This window comes from Collinsella aerofaciens, assembly GCF_039836695.1.
GTDB lineage: Bacteria > Actinomycetota > Coriobacteriia > Coriobacteriales > Coriobacteriaceae > Collinsella > Collinsella aerofaciens_BD.
The window spans coordinates 1-17,009 of sequence record NZ_JBDPAC010000006.1 but is presented as its reverse complement, the minus strand read 5'-3'; the positions used below and the strand labels follow the sequence as shown (position 1 = coordinate 17,009).

Here is a 17,009-nt window from a genome sequence, read left to right as displayed (position 1 = left end):
ATGCGCGACAAGCTCGAAAAGATCATCAAGGCCTACGAGGAACTCGAGAAGAAGCTTTCCGACCCGGCCGTCGCCTCCGATATCAAGGAGTTCACGCGTCTCAACAAGGAGTACGCGCACCAGTCCGACCTCATCGCCGCCTCGCGCGAGTACATCGGCGCGCTCGATGACATCGAGGCTGCCAAGGAAATGCTGCACGATACCACCGATGCCGATGAGAAGGAGATGCTCCAGATGGACATCTCCGAAAACGAGGCCAAGCTCCCCCAGCTCGAGGAAGACATCAAGTACATGCTCATCCCGAGCGACCCCAACGACGACAAGAACACCATCGTCGAGATCCGCTCCGCCGCCGGTGGCGACGAGGCGGCCATCTTCGCCGGCGACCTGTACAAGATGTATCAGCGCTTTTGCGAGTCGCGCGGCTGGAAGACCACCGTGCTCGACTCCAGCCCCAGCGAGGCCGGTGGCTTTAAGTCCATTGAGTTCAAGGTCGAGGGCGACCGCGTCTACTCCGTTATGAAGTTCGAGTCCGGCGTGCACCGCGTCCAGCGCGTTCCCAAGACTGAGTCCCAGGGCCGCATTCAGACCTCCACGGCTACCGTCGCCGTACTTCCCGAGGCCGAGGAGATCGACGTCCAGATCAACCAGTCCGACCTGCGCATCGACACCTACTGCGCCTCCGGCCCTGGCGGTCAGTGCGTTAACACCACCTACTCCGCCGTGCGCATCACCCACCTGCCCACCAACACCGTGGTGCAGTCGCAGGAGCAGCGTTCCCAGATCCAGAACCGCGAGGTCTGCATGCAGATGCTGCGCGCCCGTCTGTACGAGATGGAACTCGAGAAGCAGCAGGCAGAGCTCGGTGCCGAGCGCCAAAGCCAGATCGGCCACGGCAACCGTTCCGAGAAGATCCGTACCTACAACCAGCCCCAGGACCGCGTGACCGATCACCGCATCGGTTTCAACTCCACCTATAACGGCGTCCTTCTGGGCGATCAACTCGGCACCGTCATCGAGGCGCTCGCCGCCGCCGAGCGAGCCGAGAAGCTGGCACAGGCCGTTTAAGTTACGGCGTTTTACCAAACGCCGTAACTGCTCGACGCTGCAAACGCCCCTAAGCGGCAATCTGACGTTCAATCGTCGGTCGCGTACCAAAGTACGCTTCCCTCCTCTTTCACGTCACCTTGCTCGCTTAGGGGCGTTTTCGCTGTCCGCCCTCTACCTGCGGCGTTGCCTTGCTCCGGATGCGGGGTAGTCATTGGGGACGTTCTTAAATGACTAGGTTGGGTAAATTACTTTTCAAGTTTATTTAATCTGCTTTGTTAGAAATTAAGCTGTCTAACTGCTTAAAGCAATCAGCAGCCTTCATCTGCAATTGAAAATATTGCTCGAAAAATCGTTCAAGAAGTCGCGGGGTGATTTTTACCGCGTCGCGCGTCAAGTGATTTGGCAAGTTCTTGGTTAGATATTGGTCAGTTTTGGGTCAACCTTGCCAAAAGCTTGACGAATGCAGATTTTGACGTCGACGAATGAGCACTTCAGGCAGGTTCCAAGCAAAAATCTGGGCTGATTCTCGATAATCGCCTTCAATCGTCCCTTGCCAAGCGCTGGCCTCGCGTACAATCTGCTCCGACATTCGCGCGCCGTCCGGCGCTTAAGAGGGGAGGGCCCCATGGCAAACGAGATTTGGACCATCAAGCGTTGTCTCGAGTGGACCAAGGAGTACCTGGCCGAGCGCGGCGAGGAGCACCCCCGTCTTTCTGCCGAGTGGCTGCTCTGCGCTGCCACGGGTTTGGCACGCATCGACTTATATATGCGCATGGACGAGACGCTTAACGCGGCTCAGCTCGAGACCATGCACGCGGCCGTTGTTCGTCGCGCTAAAGGTGAACCGCTGCAGTACATCACCGGCAGCACGCAGTTTCGCATGATCGACGTCGCGTGCGCCCCCGGCGTGCTCATTCCGCGCCCCGAGACCGAGATGCTCGTCGAGGAAGTCCTCAATTATCTGGATGCCGAGGTGCTGAGCCCCGAGGCTGCTGCCCGTCAGCGCGTGGAGCTGCCTTGGAACGATGAGGTCGAGGAGGCACGCAAGGCCGAGGCCGCGCTGGCAGACGAACGCGCGGCCGCCGAGCGCCGTGCCGCTAACCTGACGGCTGCCGATGAGGCGGCGCTAGGCGGCGACGTATTGGGCAGCCGCGCCTATGCCGAGGAGCTGGCCGACCGCGAGGCCGAGGAAGCCGCCGCGCAGGCAGCAGAAGCCGAAGCCGCGGAAGCCGCCGAGCCCGAGCTCGACGAATACGGCATCGCCATCGAGGGTGCCGGCCAGGAGACGGCTTCGGCTCAGGATGCCGCTGCGCCTGCCCCAGCCGAGCCCCGTATCGCCCGCGTTCTCGAGGTCGGCTGCGGCACGGGTTGCATCTCGCTCTCCCTTGCCTGGGAGCGCCGCGGCCACGTTACCTGCACCGCCACCGATATCGAGCCGCGCGCCATCGATCTGGCCACCAAAAACCGCGACGCGCTCGGCCTCACGGCAGATGAGGTTGCCTTTAGTCTCACCAACCTGGTGAGCTCCATTCCCCGTGAAGAGTGGGGCACCTTCGACGTGCTCGTTTCCAACCCGCCCTACATCCCGACCGGCGTCATGCGCTCGCTGCCGCACGAGGTCAAGGACTTTGAGCCCGACTTGGCGCTCGAGGGCGGTGCCGACGGCCTGGACATCTTCCGCCGCCTGCTCAATGCGGCGCCTTACATGCTGCGCGCCGGCGGCCTGTTTGCCTGCGAGCTCTACGAGGGCGCCCTCGATGCCGCGGCCGAGCTCTGTCGCCAGGCAGGCCTTTCGGACGTGCGTATCGTCCACGACCTCACCGATCGTCCCCGCATCGTTCGAGCCATCGTCACCGAGCCCAAACAGCGTATTTAAGCTGAATAAATAGACATTTGCGCAAGTTTGTCCTTGCAATATACCGTAAAACTTCTAGTATAGAAGGAGAAAGGTATGTCAAATCAGCTGCATCGGTACCGTATCGTGCTTGATTACATTGAACCTTGGCTTGATGAGCAGGATGAAGCTACGCTGAAGCAGATTTATGCAGACCTTTTGGTGCTCGAGAAGGAAGGTCCCAGCCTTGGTCGTCCGCTGGTTGACCGCGTAAAGGGCTCGAAGCTTCATCATTTAAAGGAGCTGAGAGTGACGTCGTGTGGTGGGCAGGTGATTCGCATCCTCTTCGCCTTTGACCCCAAGCGCCAGGCGGTATTGCTATTGGCGGGTGATAAGTCGCGAGCGGGATCGTCAAGGGCAAAATGGAACGGTTGGTATGCGATCAACATTCCAAGGGCCGAGCAAATATACCGTCGCCACGTAAGGAGGCTCGATCGAGATGGAACTGCATGAGTATATGGAATCTCGCGGGATAACACGCGACTCCATTACCGCCGAGCAGGAGAGGACTCGCGATCGTATCGAAGCCTATAAGCTTGCTCAGATTCGCAGGTTAAAAGATCTAACACAGGCGTCGGTCGCCCAGTCGATGGGCGTTTCTCAAAAACGTGTATCCGAGCTCGAGCGTGGGGAGTTGGGTTCGATGAGGCTCGACACGCTGAGCAGGTACGCAGAGAGCCTCGGCGGAAAACTGGTTGCAAGCATCGAGTTTCCCGATCGTACCGTTACGCTTGCGCGCTAAAAATCTTCAATTAACCCCCTCACTTTCACCGACTACTAGAGCCGCTCACCAAACCAACATGCGCTCTGGGCAAATAGGTTGAATGTTTCGTGCGAGAATGCCCCACAGTAAACAAACTTGCACCGGAGCGTAAGGGGCTGGCATACACATGCAGACGGTCTATCGGGTATACGAGGGAACGCGCGAGCCGCATCGGCTTGCCGTCGAGCGCACGGCCGAGGTGCTCGGCCGCGGCGGCCTGGCCTTGATTCCGACCGAGACCGTCTACGGTGTCGCCGTGGCAGTCAACGCCTTCTCGGGCGCCGTGCCCCAAGATACAAGCGAATTCCCATCGTGGCCGCGCGATCCGCAGGCTGCCGTCAATGGCGCCGCAGTTCCTGCGCTCGGCACCGGCTATCGCCGTATCTTCACTCTCAAGCAACGTGAGCTCACGCAAACCGTCGCTTGGCTGGTCGATGGCGTCGAAGCACTCGACCGCTATGGCGTGGATATCCCGGAAGATGCCCGCGTACTCGCGCGACGATGCTGGCCGGGAGCCCTGACTATCGTGGTCAAGGCAGCCCCCTGCGTGCCGACCTTTATGCGCGCTGCCGACGACACCGTGGCCCTGCGCGCTTCGGCCTCTCCCGTGGTCCAAGCGCTCATCCGCGCCTGCGGCAGTCCCCTTGCCTGCACGAGCGCCAACACGCACGGCGCGCCTTCGCCGGCAAGCTTTGCCGCCGTCGAGGGTCGCATCCTGGAGGGGGTCGATGTTGCCGTCGACGCCGGTGAGACCCCGTGCCGCGACGCCTCGACCATCGTGTCGTTCCAGCACGGCGGGCTCCAGATCCTGCGCCAAGGCGCACTTCCCGCATCAGAGATCGAGCGGGTCCTGTCCGACCCGATGCAATAGAAGGGTGTAAGCGATGTCGTTGAATCTGGGCAGCCTGGGCATGGAAGATGCCTCGTTTAACTTTGGCGGTTCCTACATCATGGCGCTCGACTGCGGCACTACCTCGGTACTCGCGGCCATTGTCGACGAATACGGCTGCATCGTTGCCCAGGCGCGTCGTAGCGTCAAAACCAGCTTCCCGCGCCCCGGCTGGGTGGAGCAGGATCCCACGGAGGTGCTTGCCAGCCAGATCGGCGTGATGATGGAGGTTCAGTTTAAGAGCGGCATCCATTCCGATCGCATCGCCGCCATCGGCATCTCCAACCAGCGCGAGACCACGGTGGTCTGGGACCGCGTGAGCGGCCAGCCCATCTATAACGCCATCGTATGGCAGTGCCGTCGTACCGCGCCGGCGATCGACGCGTTGGTTGAACAGGGTTGCGAGGAGCTGGTGCGCTCCCGCACGGGACTTACGCTTGACCCGTATTTCTCGGCCTCCAAGGTGCAGTGGATTCTCGACAACGTCGACGGCGCACGCGAGAGCGCGGCGGCGGGCGACCTCATGTTTGGCACCATCGACACCTGGCTCATCTACAACCTCACCGGCGGCCAGGTCTTTGCCACCGACTACACCAATGCCAGCCGCACGGCACTCTTTAATATCCATACGCTCGATTGGGACGACGACCTGCTGGCGCTCTTTGACGTTCCACGTTCCATGATGCCCGAGGTTCGCTGGAGCTCGGGCGACTACGGCCGCGTCGCGAGCGACATCATGACCAACATGCCGCCCATCATGGGCGTGGCGGGCGACCAGCAGGCATCGCTGTTCGGCCACTGCTGCTTCTATCCCGGCCAGACCAAAAACACCTATGGCACGGGCTGCTTTATGCTCATGAACACCGGTGACGAGATCGTCGAATCCAAGAATGGCCTGGTCTCCACCATCGGTATCGCTGCGGACGGCAAAGTCAGCTATGCGCTCGAGGGCTCTATTTTTGCCGCCGGTTCAACGATGAACTGGCTTCGCAACAACATGGGCATCATCTCGAGCGTGAGCGAGTCGGCACAACTCGCCGCTTCGATTAGCGACAACGAGGGCTGCTACTTCGTTCCCGCCTTTGCAGGTTTGGGTGCTCCCTGGTGGGACCCGCATGCCCGCGGTATCGTGTGCGGTCTGACCGGCGCCTCGAGCCGTGCGACCATCGTACGTGCCGCCTGCGAATCCATGGCATATCAGAGCTACGACGTGCTGCGCGCCATGGAGCAGGACGTGGGGCTTTCGATTGAGCGCCTGTCTGTCGATGGCGGTGCCTCGCGCAACGAGTTCATCATGCAATTCCAGGCCGACCTGCTGGATATCCCCGTGCTGCAATGCGAGACGGTGGAGACCACGGCAATCGGTGCCGCGTACTTGGCGGGTCTTGCCGTCGGCTATTGGGAAGACCTTGAAGAGCTGGAGCAAAATGCCCAGATCGTTAGGACCTTCCTTCCCCATATGTCCGCCGAGCGTCGCGAGCAAAACCTTGCGGGCTGGCGTGATGCAGTCAAGCGCTCGCTCAGTACCGCACAGTAGGGCTGCGATGGGCTGCTCGATACAACAAACCGCTAAACTTATGCATGGCGTGCGGCGGCAACATTGCTGCGCGCCTTGTCAGCAAGGCCGTTTTGCGGCTGCAACGAAAGGGGCAATCAACCCATGACCGTCACCTACGATGCGTCCCGTGTGACGCTTGTCGATCATCCGCTCGTCCAGCACAAGCTGTCGATCCTGCGCGACAAAAACACCGGCACCAACCAGTTCCGTCAGCTCGTGCGCGAACTCGCGCTTTTTGACGGCTACGAGGCCATGCGCGACCTGCCTATGGAAGACGTCGAGGTCGAGACCCCCATCACTACCGCCACGTTCAAACAGCTTGCCGGCAAGAAACTCGCCATCGTGCCCATCCTGCGTGCGGGCCTTGGCATGGTCGACGGTATCCTCGACCTGGTGCCCTCCGCTCGCGTGGGCCACATCGGCATGGAGCGCGACGAGGTCACCCACGAGCCGCACGAGTATTACTGCAAGATGCCCAAGGATATCGACCAGCGCATCTGCCTGGTCGTCGACCCCATGCTCGCCACGGGCGGTTCGGCCGAGATGGCCATCAGCTACCTGCGCGGGCGCGGTGTCAAGGACATCCGCATGCTGTGCATCGTCGCGGCCCCCGAGGGCCTCAAGTCGCTGACTGAGAAGGATCCCGATGTGCATATCTATACCTGCGCCATCGACGACCATCTCAACGAGGCTGCCTACATCGTTCCCGGTCTCGGCGACGCCGGCGACCGCATCTACGGCACGCTCTAGTCGCTGGGCTAAGACGGCCGCGGCTGCAAATACGAAGAAACGGTGCGCGCGGTCGAACAAAAGGCGACCGCGCGCACTCCTGTTAACGGACGTTTTGCCCTGCAGGGTTCGAGAAAAACGTATTACCGTACCTGCGGCATAAAGAAGGTCTTAAGAAAACGAACAGGTGCGTATTAACCGATGCTTTTTCGGTTGTACTTTAGCGATTGGCTCGTACAATAGTCACCAATGTTTGGCGGGAACTGTCCTGTGAGGCGATAAAAAAGGAAAGTGAGGACGCCAGTGTTTCAGATAGCCGATCTGCTCGCTATCGTTGCAGGTGCCATCGCGGGCGCGATTGCCTTCCTTCCCTTTGTCTTTACGCTCAAGCCGGTTCTTGACGATAAGCAGAATGCGGACATGCTCAAGGGTATGGTGAGTCTCGCGGTCTCGGCAATCGCGTTGCTTGTCTTTACCTTGGTTGTGTTTGTGTTGTTCGGAGAGGCATTTCGCATGTTCCTCCTGGGCGAGGCGATCGGCTTCGTGGCCTTTATGGCCGCCTGCGCGGTTCGCGTCGCCAAGGCGCTGCGAGATCCTCATGAGGTCGAAAGGTAAGTCGTGGAAATTTTTGAAAAGCTGCCTGATGAGATTAATCATCTGGTCAGCGAGTTCAGCTCCACCCCTGTCGTGGGCGATCTGAGCTGCGGCATCACGCAGTACTCGTTTTGGCTGATCGTCTCCACGATCGTGCTCCTGATCGTCCTGGCCGTGTTCAAGAAGAAGCAGACTTTGGTTCCCAAGGGCTTCTTCGTCAACGGTTTCGAGTACATCATCGAGTACGTCGAGAACGATATCGGCAAGGGTGTCGTGGGTGAGAACTGGAAGAAGCACTTCCCGTTCCTGTGCTCGCTTTTCCTGTTCATCCTGATCAACAACATGATCGGCCTGATTCCGGGAATGAAGCCCGGCACCGGCGCAATCGGCTCCACCGCCGCGCTCGCCATCTTCGCCTTCGTGTACTTCATCTACTACGGATGCAAGGCTCACGGCGTGATCGGCTACATCAAGAGCCTCGCTCCGCAGGGCGTGAGCTTCCCGATGAACGTGCTCGTGTGGGTCGTCGAGCTTTTCTCGACCTTCCTGCGCCTCATCACGCTCGCCGTCCGTCTGTTCTGCAACATGTTCGCAGGACACGTGGTCATGGGCTCGTTCGCCATCATGGCGAGCATGTTCATGCAGCCGCTGCTTCAGCAGGTTTCCGCGGCCCACGCCGTCGGCGCCCTGCCTTCGCTGGCCTGGCTTGCCATTCTCATCCTGATCTATGCGATCGAGCTTGTGGTCGGCGCCATCCAGGCTTACGTCTTCACGGTCCTTACCGCCGTGTATGTCTCCGAGGCAGAGGAGGTCGCGGAGGAGGAGTAGTCTTCCGTTCGCGCCTTAAAGGTAAGGCAATTCGTTAAACCGCCGGTGCCCGTACCCATGGAGCCCGGCAGTTATAAAAAGGTTATCCTGCGTGAAATAAGACACGCACGACAAAGGAGGAATCGTGGGAGTTATCGGTTACGGTCTCGGTGTTATCGGCGCTGGTCTTGCTATCGGCCTGTCTGCTCTGGGTGCTACGGGTGCTATGGCCCGTCAGCCTGAGGTCCAGGGCCGCGTGTTCACCGTCTTCATCATGGGCTCCGCTTTCGGCGAGGCTCTGGCTCTGATCGGCTTCGTTGTCGCGCTGATCGTTAAATAGCACGGAGCGTCAAGTATGAATCTTTCATCCCAGAAGAGCGCGATCGCACTCTCCGCGTCCGCGGCCGCGCTGCTCATGCCGGTTTCCGCGTTCGCCGAGGACGGCGCCGCCGGTGCGGACATCCTCATCCCTAAGATGGCGGAGTTCATCCCGGCGCTTATCGCCTTCCTGATTATCTGGATCGTGCTGGCCAAGGTCGCCCTGCCGGGCATCATGAAAACCATGGAGGAGCGCGGCAAGAAGATCGAGGAGAGCCTCGACGAGGCCGAGAAGACCAAGCAGGAGGCTATCGCCAAGCGCGCTGAGTCCGACTCGATCGTCACCGACGCCCGTCGTCAGGCTGCCGACATCGTTCTCGAGGCCCGTAAGGACGCCGAGTCCGAGCGTGCCCGTATCATCGAGGCTGCTCACAAGGAGGCCGAGGAGATCATCGCCAAGGCCCATACGACCGTCGAGGACGAGCGCAAGTCCATCTACGCCGGTGCCGCGAGCTCCATCGCCGACCTGTCCGTTGCCGTCGCCACCAAGATCGTGGGCGAGGCACTCGAGGACGATGCTGAGCAGAAGAAGCTCATCGAGCGCTACATCCAGGAAGCAGGTAGCCTGAATGCCGACTAGCCGCTATCAGGACAAGGTGCTCGAGACCTACGCGCGTTCCCTTTTGGAAGCCGCCAAGGCCGAGAACCATGTGTTCGAGGACCTCGAGATGATCGAGCGCTTGGCTTCTGCCAGCCCCGAGATCATCGCCGTGCTCGACACCATGTCCAAGCGCGACCAGCTCGACCTTCTTCCCAAGGTGGCAGCTGCCTTTAAGTATGTTGCCGAGGAAGACGAGGATGTAGTGGGCGTGACCGTCACCACGGCGATCCCGCTCGACGACGAGCTGCGTCAAACCATCACTAAGAAATGCGAGCAGGACTTCGGCCGCAAGGTATTCCTTATCGAGCAGGTCGACCCGTCTATCGTGGGCGGCCTGGTGCTCGAGGCCCGCGGCGAGCGTCGTGACATTTCCGTCAAGACGCAGCTGCGCATCGCGCAGGAGACCCTCGCAAACTCTGCTAATTCGTACGGAGGTGAAGCCTAATGTCCGAAACCCTCAATGCCCAGGATATCGCCAAGAAACTGCAGGAGCAGCTCACGAGCCTCTCCGCGACGGTCGATACGCATGAGGTTTCAACGGTCGACGAGGTAGGCGACGGCATCGCGCGCGTCTCCGGCCTCAAGAGCGCCATGGCAGGCGAGCTTCTGGAGTTCAAGAGCTCCGATACCGGTGAGACCGTCTTCGGCCTTGCCCAGAACCTTGACCGTGACGAGGTCGGCGCCGTTCTGTTCGGTGCCGTCGACTCCATCAAGGAAGGCGACGAGTGCCGCACCACTGGCCGCGTTATGGATATCCCCGTGAGCCGTGCCATGCTCGGCCGCGTCGTCAATCCGCTCGGCCAGCCCATCGACGGCCTGGGCGACATCGTCGCTACGCACCGTCGCCCCATCGAGTTCAAGGCTCCCGGCGTCATCGATCGTACCCCGGTGTGCGAGCCGGTTCAGACCGGTCTGCTCGCTATCGACTCCATGGTGCCTATTGGCCGCGGTCAGCGTGAGCTCATCATCGGTGACCGTAAGACCGGTAAGACCGCCATCGCCATCGACGCTATCCTCAACCAGCGCGGCAAGGGCATGGTCTGCATCTATGTCGCCATCGGCCAGAAGGCCTCCACGGTTGCCAACATCCGCGAGACCCTCGCTCAGCACGGTGCGCTCGACTACACCATCATCGTTTCGGCCACCGCTGCCGATTCCGCCCCTATGCAGTACATCGCGCCTATGGCCGGTGCCGCTATTGGCGAGTTCTTTATGTACAACGGCGAGGACGGCAAGCCCGCCAGCGAGACCAACCCCGGCGGCCACGTGCTCGTCATCTACGATGACCTGTCCAAGCAGGCTGTGGCCTACCGTCAGATGTCGCTGACGCTGCATCGTCCGCCCGGACGCGAGGCCTATCCTGGCGACATCTTCTACCTGCACTCTCGTCTGCTCGAGCGTGCCGTCAAGATGTCCAAGAAGAACGGTTACGGCTCCATGACGGCACTGCCGATCATCGAGACCCAGGACGGCGACGTCTCGGCCTACATTCCGACCAACGTCATTTCCATTACCGATGGTCAGATCTACCTGCAGTCCGAGCTCTTCTTCCAGGGTCAGCGCCCGGCAGTCGACGTGGGTATCTCCGTGTCCCGCGTCGGTGGCGATGCGCAGACCAAGGCCATGAAGCAGGTCGCCGGCAACCTCCGTCTGGACCTCGCTTCCTATCAGGAGCTCGCTGGCTTTACGCAGTTTGGCTCCGACCTTGACGAGGCTACTCAGAAGCAGCTGACCCATGGTGCCCGCATGACCGAGCTCCTGAAGCAGCCGCGCTACAAGCCGTTTGAGGTTGGCGAGCAGATCGTTACGCTGTTCGCTGGCAACGAGGGCTTCCTGGATGACCTGGAGATTGCCGACGTGCTGCCTTTCCGTGCCGAGCTCATCGAGTACATGGACAATGGCTTTGGCTCGCTGCTCGACAAGGTTCGCGCCAAGAAGATCGATGATGACACCAAGGCTGAGCTCTTGCGCGTCATCGGCGACTTCAAGCAGCAGTTCATGGCCAAGCACCATTCGGATGTTTCTGGATCAGAGGAGAACTAAGCCCCATGGCCAACCTTCGCGACATTAAGAAGCGAATCTCCTCGGTTACCACGACCAAGCAGATCACGCGCACGATGGAGATGGTCTCTACGGCCAAGATCCGTCGTGCTCTCGATCGCTCCAAGCAGGCCGAGCCCTATAAGGAGGCGCTGACCGACGTCATGTTGACGGTCGCCGGCGACGCCTCCTGTTCGGGCACCGATCCCATGCTGCAGAAGCATGAGAGCGTCAAGCATGGCCTGATTGTCGTTATTGCCTCGGACCGCGGCCTTGCCGGCGGTTTCAATACGACGGTGGAGCGCACGGCCGAAAAGCTCGCCGCTTCTTGGGCGAACGACGGCATCGAGTGCGAGATCATCGCGTGTGGGCGCAAACCGGCCACGTATTTCCGTGACCGCGAAAACGTCGTCATGCACTTTGAGGGCAACTCCTCTGAGCCCGATTTCAATCAGGCCCGCATGATCTCCTCTCATATCTGCGATGCGTATCGTGCCGGTGAGCTTGACCGTGTCGAGCTTGTCTACCACCACGCCAAGAACCGCGTGGATCAGGAGCTTCGCGTCGAGCATCTGTTGCCGCTCGACCCCGAGATGATCGCTATGGCCCACGGTCCGCGTAAGAACGAGACCGACGCCCCTAAGCGCATCTCGTCCACGTTCGAGTTCGTGCCCTCTCCCGAGCATGTTCTCGGCAAGCTTGTGCCGTCTTATATCCTGACGGTCATCTACCAGGCCCTGATCGATTCGGCGGCTGCCGAGCAGGGTGCACGCCGCACGGCCATGCACTCCGCGACGGAAAACGCCACCGCGATCATCTCGACCCTTACCCGCACGTATAGTCGCGTGCGCCAGGCTTCGATCACGACCGAGATTAACGAGATCGTCGGCGGAGCCTCAGCATTGGAGGAACAGTAATGGCTAATAACACCGTAAAGCTTGCGGTCGAGGAAGCCACCAAGAAGACGACTGCCGGTGATGGTCGCATCGTGCGAATCATCGGCCCTGTCGTCGACGTCAAGTTTGACGGCGCGGTGCCCCCGATCTACAACGCGCTCACGGTCGAGGCCGAGACCCCGATCGGTCATCTGAGCACGATCCTCGAGGTCGAGAGCCAGCTTCCGGGCGGCGTCGTCCGCACGGTCGCCATGTCCTCGACCGACGGCCTGCAGCGCGGCCTCATCGCCACCGATACCGGTGAGCCCATGAAGATGCCCGTTGGTCCCAAGACGCTCGGCCGCATTTGGAACGTCATGGGCAAGCCCGTCGACGGCAAGCCCATGCCCGAGGTGGAGGAGTTCTACCCCATCCACCATGCAGCGCCCCGTTTCGACGAGCTCACCACCAAGACCGAGATCTTCGAGACCGGCATCAAGGCTGTCGACCTGCTCGAGCCCTACATCCGTGGCGGCAAGACGGGCCTGTTCGGCGGCGCCGGCGTCGGCAAGACCGTTCTGATTCAGGAGCTCATCAACAACCTCGCCCAGGAGCACGGCGGCACCTCGGTGTTCACCGGCGTCGGCGAGCGTACCCGCGAGGGCACCGACCTGTTCCTCGAGATGAGCGAGTCTGGCGTTATCGACAAGACCTGCTTGGTCTATGGTCAGATGAACGAGCCGCCCGGAGCGCGTCTGCGCATCGGTCTGGCCGGCCTTACTACCGCTGAGTATTTCCGTGATCGTGGCCAGGACGTTCTGCTGTTCATCGACAACATCTTCCGCTTCTCCCAGGCAGGTTCCGAGGTTTCCGCACTGCTGGGCCGTATGCCGTCCGCCGTTGGTTACCAGCCCACGCTGGCAACCGAGATGGGCGACCTCCAGGAGCGCATTACCTCGACCAAGACGGGCTCCATTACCTCCGTCCAGGCTGTCTACGTCCCCGCAGACGACCTGACCGACCCGGCGCCTGCCACAACGTTTACGCACCTCGACGCCACCACGGTTCTTTCGCGTAGCATTTCGTCGCTCGGCCTGTTCCCGGCTATCGACCCGCTCGCATCTTCCTCCGACGCTCTCGATCCCTCGATCGTCGGCGAGGAGCACTACCGTGTCGCCGTCAAGGTCCAGGAGCTCCTGCAGGAGTACTCCGACCTTCAGGACATCATCGCCATTCTGGGTATGGACGAGCTGTCCGAGGAGCAGCGCCTTACGGTCAACCGTGCCCGTAAGATTCAGCAGTTCCTCTCGCAGTCCTTCCACGTCGCCGAGAAGTTCACCGGCAACCCCGGTGTCTACGTCCGCGTCGAGGATACCGTCCGCTCCTTCGCCGAGATTGTCGACGGCAAGGCCGATGACCTGCCCGAGCAGGCTTTCCGCTATGCTTCCACGATTGAGGACGTGCGCGAGCGCGCCCGCAAGATGGGGGAGAAGTAGGTTATGCGTATCCGCATCGTGTGCCCCGTGAGCTGCGCCTATGAGGGCGACGCTGCGTTTGTGTCGATTCCGTCCACGGATGGCGAGTTTGGCGTTCTGCCTGCTCACTCCAGCGAGATTTGCACGATCGACCGCGGTTACGTTCGCGTTTCCGATAAGGCCATGGGCACTGTCGACCACACGTTTGCCGTGGCCGGCGGCTATGCCCAGGTTGCGGACGATGTCGTGACCGTTCTCGCCGAGCGCGCTTGCGATTTGGCGACCGTCGATGCCGACAAGCTTAAAGCTGATATTCAAGGTTTTGAAGAGAAGCTGGGTAATTTGTCGGAGGATGATGCACGCCGCGCCTACCTCTATAATGAAATCGCATGGTGTAAGCTCAAGCTTGCCCAATAGTCAAACGATTTAGCGTTCGACCATTTGCGAACACATCATGCCCGGGATGGCCCAGCCACCCCGGGCATGCTTTTTGAAAGGGTAGACCTTGGATATTATCCGCGTTGAGGGTGGCCACGCCATCGGAGGCTCCGTGCCCGTTTCGGGCGCCAAGAACTCCGCGCTCAAACTCATGGCGGCAACGCTTCTGGCGCCGGGCAAGACGACGCTGCAGAACGTGCCCGATATTTCCGATGTCCACGTGATGGGCAAGGTGCTCAAAGGCATGGGCGCTACGATCGATGTTCTCGACGAGCACACGCTCGAGATTGATACCTCTCAGGTCGATTCATGGGAGGCCCCCTACGAGCTCGTTGCCAAGATGCGCGCTTCCACCGCCGTCATGGGACCCCTGCTGGGCCGCTTCCATCGCGCCAAAATTGCCATGCCGGGCGGCTGCAACCTGGGTGCTCGCAAGATCGATATGCACATTCTTGGTCTTGAGGCCCTGGGCGTTGAGTTCGATACCGCCCACGGTTACATCAACGCTAATGCGCCCCAAGGTCTGCGCGGTACCACCGTCACGCTCGAGTTCGCCAGCGTCGGTGCGACCGAGAACCTCATCATGGCCTCTGTGCGCGCACAGGGCACCACGGTTATCGATAATGCCGCCCGCGAGCCCGAGATCGTCGATCTCGCTAACATGCTCAACGAGATGGGCGCCAAGATTGTCGGCGCCGGTACGCCCGTCGTGACTATCGAAGGCGTGGAAGAGCTCCATCCCGTTACCCATCGCGTGGTGGGCGACCGCATCGAGGCCGGTACCTTTATCGTTGCCGGTGCGTTGATGGCCGACGATCGCGGTGTCGACGTCACGGGTTTTTGCCCCATTCACTTGGGCATGGTGCTCAAGAAGATGGAGCTCATGGGTATCGACTGCGAGCGCGTCGAAGATGGCGTCCATGTGAACCGTGCCGAGCGTATCAAGCCGGTCGACATCCAGACGCTTCCGTTCCCCGGTTTCCCGACCGACATGCAGGCGCAGATTATGGTGCTCTCCGCCCTTGCCGACGGCAGTTCCGTTATTACCGAAAACATCTTCGAGAATCGCTTTATGTTTGCCTCTGAGCTGATGCGCATGGGTGCCGACATTCGTATCGAGAGCCATCATGCCATGATTCATGGCGTCAAGGGCTTCTCGGGTGCACAGGTTACCTCGCCCGATCTGCGTGGCGGAGCGGCCCTCGTCGTAGCGGGCTTGATCGCCGACGGGACGACCGAGGTTTCGGCCATCCATCACATCAAGCGCGGCTACGAGCAGTTTGTCGAAAAGCTGCAGGCGCTCGGCGCGCATGTCGAGCATGCTACCGTCCCCGATCCCGCCATCTACTAATACAGGTTGCCTATGTTTAATAAAAAGCCCCTCGCGGATACCACCGCCCGAAGACCCTCAACTGGTGCGCAGGCCAAGATCTACAGTCGCGATAACGTGGCTCGCTATTCCGAGCGCGCTCGTCAACGTCGTCGTAGCCACACGATTCGTCACGTCGCGCTCATTGTCGTGCTTGGCGTGCTGCTGAGTGCCACTACCGCTGCCGGCCTGTGGTTTGCCACCATTATGGGCAAGCTCGGCGATTCTAATGTCATTACCGACAATCTGCGTCGGGTTCTGGTTGACACCGATGAGGCAAAGGATCCGTTCTACGTGCTGCTTCTTGGCACCGACGGCCGTCCGGGCGAGGATACGTATCGTGCCGACTCGATTATCCTGGCACGCATCGACCCCACGCAAAAGCAGGCGACGCTCATTTCCGTTCCGCGCGACACCAAGGTCGAGTACAAGGGCGAGACCATGAAGATCAACGCCTGCCATACCGTTGGCGGCGCCGAGGCCATGGTCGAGGCGGTCAACGAGCTGTGCGGTGTTCAGATTTCCCACTATGCCGAGGTCAGCTTCGACGGTATGCAGGCGCTGATTGATTCGGTTGGCGGTATCGACATTAACGCAACCGATGATGTTGACGACCCCGAGCACCTGGATATTAAGATTACCGCTGGTCAGCAGCATATGGACGGCGCCACCGCCCTTACCTATGCCCGCTGCCGCTACACCTATGCCGACGGCGATTACACGCGCATGCGCCACCAGCGTCAGGTACTTGGCGCCCTTGCCAACCAGATTCTCAATAACTTCGATGCCACGAAGATCTTTGGCCTGGTTAATTCGCTGTCCGATATGCTCGTAACCGATATGAGCGTTCAGGATATCGTGGCTACGGTCAACGCCATGCGCGGTATGGATGTCGACGGTATCTACTCGGCCAACCTGCCCTCGTACGCCGACGACAGCACCATGATCGACGGTGTGAGCTACGTCTTTGTCTACGAGGACGAGCTCAAGGAAATGATGGAGCGCGTCGACGCCGGCAAGGACCCCAAGGGTCCCAACACCATGGGCCTTTCCGACGGTTCCAGCTCTACGATCGGCGACCTGAACAACAACACGTCTGACGACTACGCAAACGGTACCGCAACCTCATCGGTCAGCTCTGACGATTCCGATGACTCAAGCGATTCGAGCGATTCGGACTACTACGAAGAGCCCACCGGCGACGGCAACGGCTACGAAGCCAACTACTAGAGTTACGGCGTTTTACCAAACGCCGTAACGACTCGACGCTGCGCGGGCCGCATTTGGACAATCTGACGTTCAACTTCAAGGGCGCGACCAGAAGGTCAGCGCCCTTTCGCTTCACGTCACCTTGTCTCAAATGCGACCCGCTCGCTGTCGTTGCCAAAACATCGGCGTTGCCGGAACACTTGGCACTTGGGGACGTTCCTTTTAATATGAGCAGGACATTGTCAAGAGGCAAAATCGGGCCCGGCCCCAACGATATGGGGTCAGGCCCTCTCCCTATATCAACCCGTCCGCGGCGACCTCGGCGTGTCTTCCCGACGCT

18 protein-coding genes are annotated in these 17,009 nt (G+C 60.3%); all 18 read left to right on the top strand.

Going from position 1 to position 17,009, the window contains the following annotated elements; translation table 11 throughout:
• The 18 genes from prfA (at position 1) to ABG996_RS04230 (ending at position 16,690) form a co-directional block, all read left to right on the top strand.
• Positions 1–1,068 carry a peptide chain release factor 1 gene (gene prfA / locus ABG996_RS04315; RefSeq protein WP_055252487.1) on the top strand — a complete coding sequence of 356 codons (1,068 nt, stop codon included), beginning with the start codon at positions 1–3 and terminating at the stop codon, positions 1,066–1,068.
• A 607-nt stretch (positions 1,069–1,675) separates the two neighbouring features.
• Positions 1,676–2,926: a N5-glutamine methyltransferase family protein gene (locus tag ABG996_RS04310; protein WP_055310131.1), complete on the top strand. Its 1,251-nt coding sequence runs from the start codon at positions 1,676–1,678 to the stop codon at positions 2,924–2,926.
• Between the two features lie 75 nt (positions 2,927–3,001).
• Positions 3,002–3,397, top strand: a complete 396-nt coding sequence (locus tag ABG996_RS04305) for a type II toxin-antitoxin system RelE/ParE family toxin (protein ID WP_022094268.1) — start codon at positions 3,002–3,004, stop codon at positions 3,395–3,397.
• Positions 3,384–3,686, top strand: a complete 303-nt coding sequence (locus ABG996_RS04300) for a helix-turn-helix domain-containing protein (RefSeq protein ID WP_006235701.1) — start codon at positions 3,384–3,386, stop codon at positions 3,684–3,686. Before ABG996_RS04305 ends, ABG996_RS04300 begins: the two co-directional genes overlap by 14 nt.
• Before the next feature lie 148 nt (positions 3,687–3,834).
• A complete protein-coding gene (locus tag ABG996_RS04295; RefSeq protein ID WP_196033592.1) occupies positions 3,835–4,578 on the top strand; it encodes an L-threonylcarbamoyladenylate synthase in 744 nt (247 codons plus the stop codon).
• Positions 4,579–4,591: 13 nt separating this feature from the next.
• The gene (gene glpK, locus ABG996_RS04290) at positions 4,592–6,133 is read left to right on the top strand and encodes a glycerol kinase GlpK (protein WP_052044221.1); all 1,542 of its coding nucleotides are present in this window, start codon (positions 4,592–4,594) and stop codon (positions 6,131–6,133) included.
• A gap of 123 nt (positions 6,134–6,256) precedes the next feature.
• Positions 6,257–6,904 carry a uracil phosphoribosyltransferase gene (upp, locus tag ABG996_RS04285; RefSeq protein ID WP_035138786.1) on the top strand — a complete coding sequence of 216 codons (648 nt, stop codon included), beginning with the start codon at positions 6,257–6,259 and terminating at the stop codon, positions 6,902–6,904.
• A gap of 282 nt (positions 6,905–7,186) precedes the next feature.
• Positions 7,187–7,498, top strand: coding sequence for a hypothetical protein (locus ABG996_RS04280; RefSeq protein ID WP_035138788.1), 312 nt, complete (start codon positions 7,187–7,189; stop codon positions 7,496–7,498).
• Between the two features lie 3 nt (positions 7,499–7,501).
• Positions 7,502–8,305: a F0F1 ATP synthase subunit A gene (gene atpB / locus ABG996_RS04275; RefSeq protein WP_022094263.1), complete on the top strand. Its 804-nt coding sequence runs from the start codon at positions 7,502–7,504 to the stop codon at positions 8,303–8,305.
• A gap of 124 nt (positions 8,306–8,429) precedes the next feature.
• Complete coding sequence (locus ABG996_RS04270; RefSeq protein ID WP_022094262.1) at positions 8,430–8,624, top strand: ATP synthase subunit c family protein; 195 nt, start codon at positions 8,430–8,432, stop codon at positions 8,622–8,624.
• A gap of 15 nt (positions 8,625–8,639) precedes the next feature.
• Positions 8,640–9,242 (top strand): F0F1 ATP synthase subunit B, encoded by a 603-nt coding sequence (gene atpF, locus ABG996_RS04265; protein ID WP_006235712.1) that lies wholly within the window; start codon positions 8,640–8,642, stop codon positions 9,240–9,242.
• Positions 9,232–9,708 (top strand): F0F1 ATP synthase subunit delta, encoded by a 477-nt coding sequence (locus tag ABG996_RS04260; RefSeq protein ID WP_006235713.1) that lies wholly within the window; start codon positions 9,232–9,234, stop codon positions 9,706–9,708. The genes atpF and ABG996_RS04260 overlap by 11 nt, the downstream gene beginning before the upstream one ends.
• Positions 9,708–11,306 (top strand): F0F1 ATP synthase subunit alpha, encoded by a 1,599-nt coding sequence (atpA, locus tag ABG996_RS04255; RefSeq protein WP_006235714.1) that lies wholly within the window; start codon positions 9,708–9,710, stop codon positions 11,304–11,306. The genes ABG996_RS04260 and atpA overlap by 1 nt, the downstream gene beginning before the upstream one ends.
• 5 nt (positions 11,307–11,311) lie before the next feature.
• Positions 11,312–12,220, top strand: a complete 909-nt coding sequence (gene atpG, locus ABG996_RS04250) for an ATP synthase F1 subunit gamma (RefSeq protein WP_347487175.1) — start codon at positions 11,312–11,314, stop codon at positions 12,218–12,220.
• Positions 12,220–13,674: a F0F1 ATP synthase subunit beta gene (gene atpD, locus ABG996_RS04245; protein ID WP_006235717.1), complete on the top strand. Its 1,455-nt coding sequence runs from the start codon at positions 12,220–12,222 to the stop codon at positions 13,672–13,674. The genes atpG and atpD overlap by 1 nt, the downstream gene beginning before the upstream one ends.
• A 3-nt stretch (positions 13,675–13,677) precedes the next feature.
• Positions 13,678–14,070, top strand: coding sequence for an ATP synthase F1 subunit epsilon (gene atpC, locus ABG996_RS04240; protein ID WP_006235718.1), 393 nt, complete (start codon positions 13,678–13,680; stop codon positions 14,068–14,070).
• 88 nt (positions 14,071–14,158) lie between these two features.
• Entirely contained in the window at positions 14,159–15,442 is a 1,284-nt protein-coding gene (murA, locus tag ABG996_RS04235; protein WP_347479836.1) for a UDP-N-acetylglucosamine 1-carboxyvinyltransferase, read from the top strand.
• Between the two features lie 12 nt (positions 15,443–15,454).
• Positions 15,455–16,690: an LCP family protein gene (locus ABG996_RS04230; RefSeq protein ID WP_006235722.1), complete on the top strand. Its 1,236-nt coding sequence runs from the start codon at positions 15,455–15,457 to the stop codon at positions 16,688–16,690.
• The last annotated feature ends 319 nt before the right edge of the window (positions 16,691–17,009 follow it).

Bases quoted from the DNA above. Each gene is read 5' to 3' on its own strand.
- upp (WP_035138786.1), top strand. From the start codon at position 6,257: ATGACCGTCACCTACGATGCGTCCCGTGTGACGCTTGTCGATCATCCG.
- ABG996_RS04300 (WP_006235701.1), top strand. From the start codon at position 3,384: ATGGAACTGCATGAGTATATGGAATCTCGCGGGATAACACGCGACTCC.
- ABG996_RS04305 (WP_022094268.1), top strand. From the start codon at position 3,002: ATGTCAAATCAGCTGCATCGGTACCGTATCGTGCTTGATTACATTGAA.
- atpF (WP_006235712.1), top strand. From the start codon at position 8,640: ATGAATCTTTCATCCCAGAAGAGCGCGATCGCACTCTCCGCGTCCGCG.
- atpG (WP_347487175.1), top strand. From the start codon at position 11,312: ATGGCCAACCTTCGCGACATTAAGAAGCGAATCTCCTCGGTTACCACG.
- ABG996_RS04295 (WP_196033592.1), top strand. From the start codon at position 3,835: ATGCAGACGGTCTATCGGGTATACGAGGGAACGCGCGAGCCGCATCGG.
- prfA (WP_055252487.1), top strand. From the start codon at position 1: ATGCGCGACAAGCTCGAAAAGATCATCAAGGCCTACGAGGAACTCGAG.
- ABG996_RS04230 (WP_006235722.1), top strand. From the start codon at position 15,455: ATGTTTAATAAAAAGCCCCTCGCGGATACCACCGCCCGAAGACCCTCA.
- atpD (WP_006235717.1), top strand. From the start codon at position 12,220: ATGGCTAATAACACCGTAAAGCTTGCGGTCGAGGAAGCCACCAAGAAG.
- atpC (WP_006235718.1), top strand. From the start codon at position 13,678: ATGCGTATCCGCATCGTGTGCCCCGTGAGCTGCGCCTATGAGGGCGAC.
- ABG996_RS04310 (WP_055310131.1), top strand. From the start codon at position 1,676: ATGGCAAACGAGATTTGGACCATCAAGCGTTGTCTCGAGTGGACCAAG.
- glpK (WP_052044221.1), top strand. From the start codon at position 4,592: ATGTCGTTGAATCTGGGCAGCCTGGGCATGGAAGATGCCTCGTTTAAC.
- atpA (WP_006235714.1), top strand. From the start codon at position 9,708: ATGTCCGAAACCCTCAATGCCCAGGATATCGCCAAGAAACTGCAGGAG.
- ABG996_RS04260 (WP_006235713.1), top strand. From the start codon at position 9,232: ATGCCGACTAGCCGCTATCAGGACAAGGTGCTCGAGACCTACGCGCGT.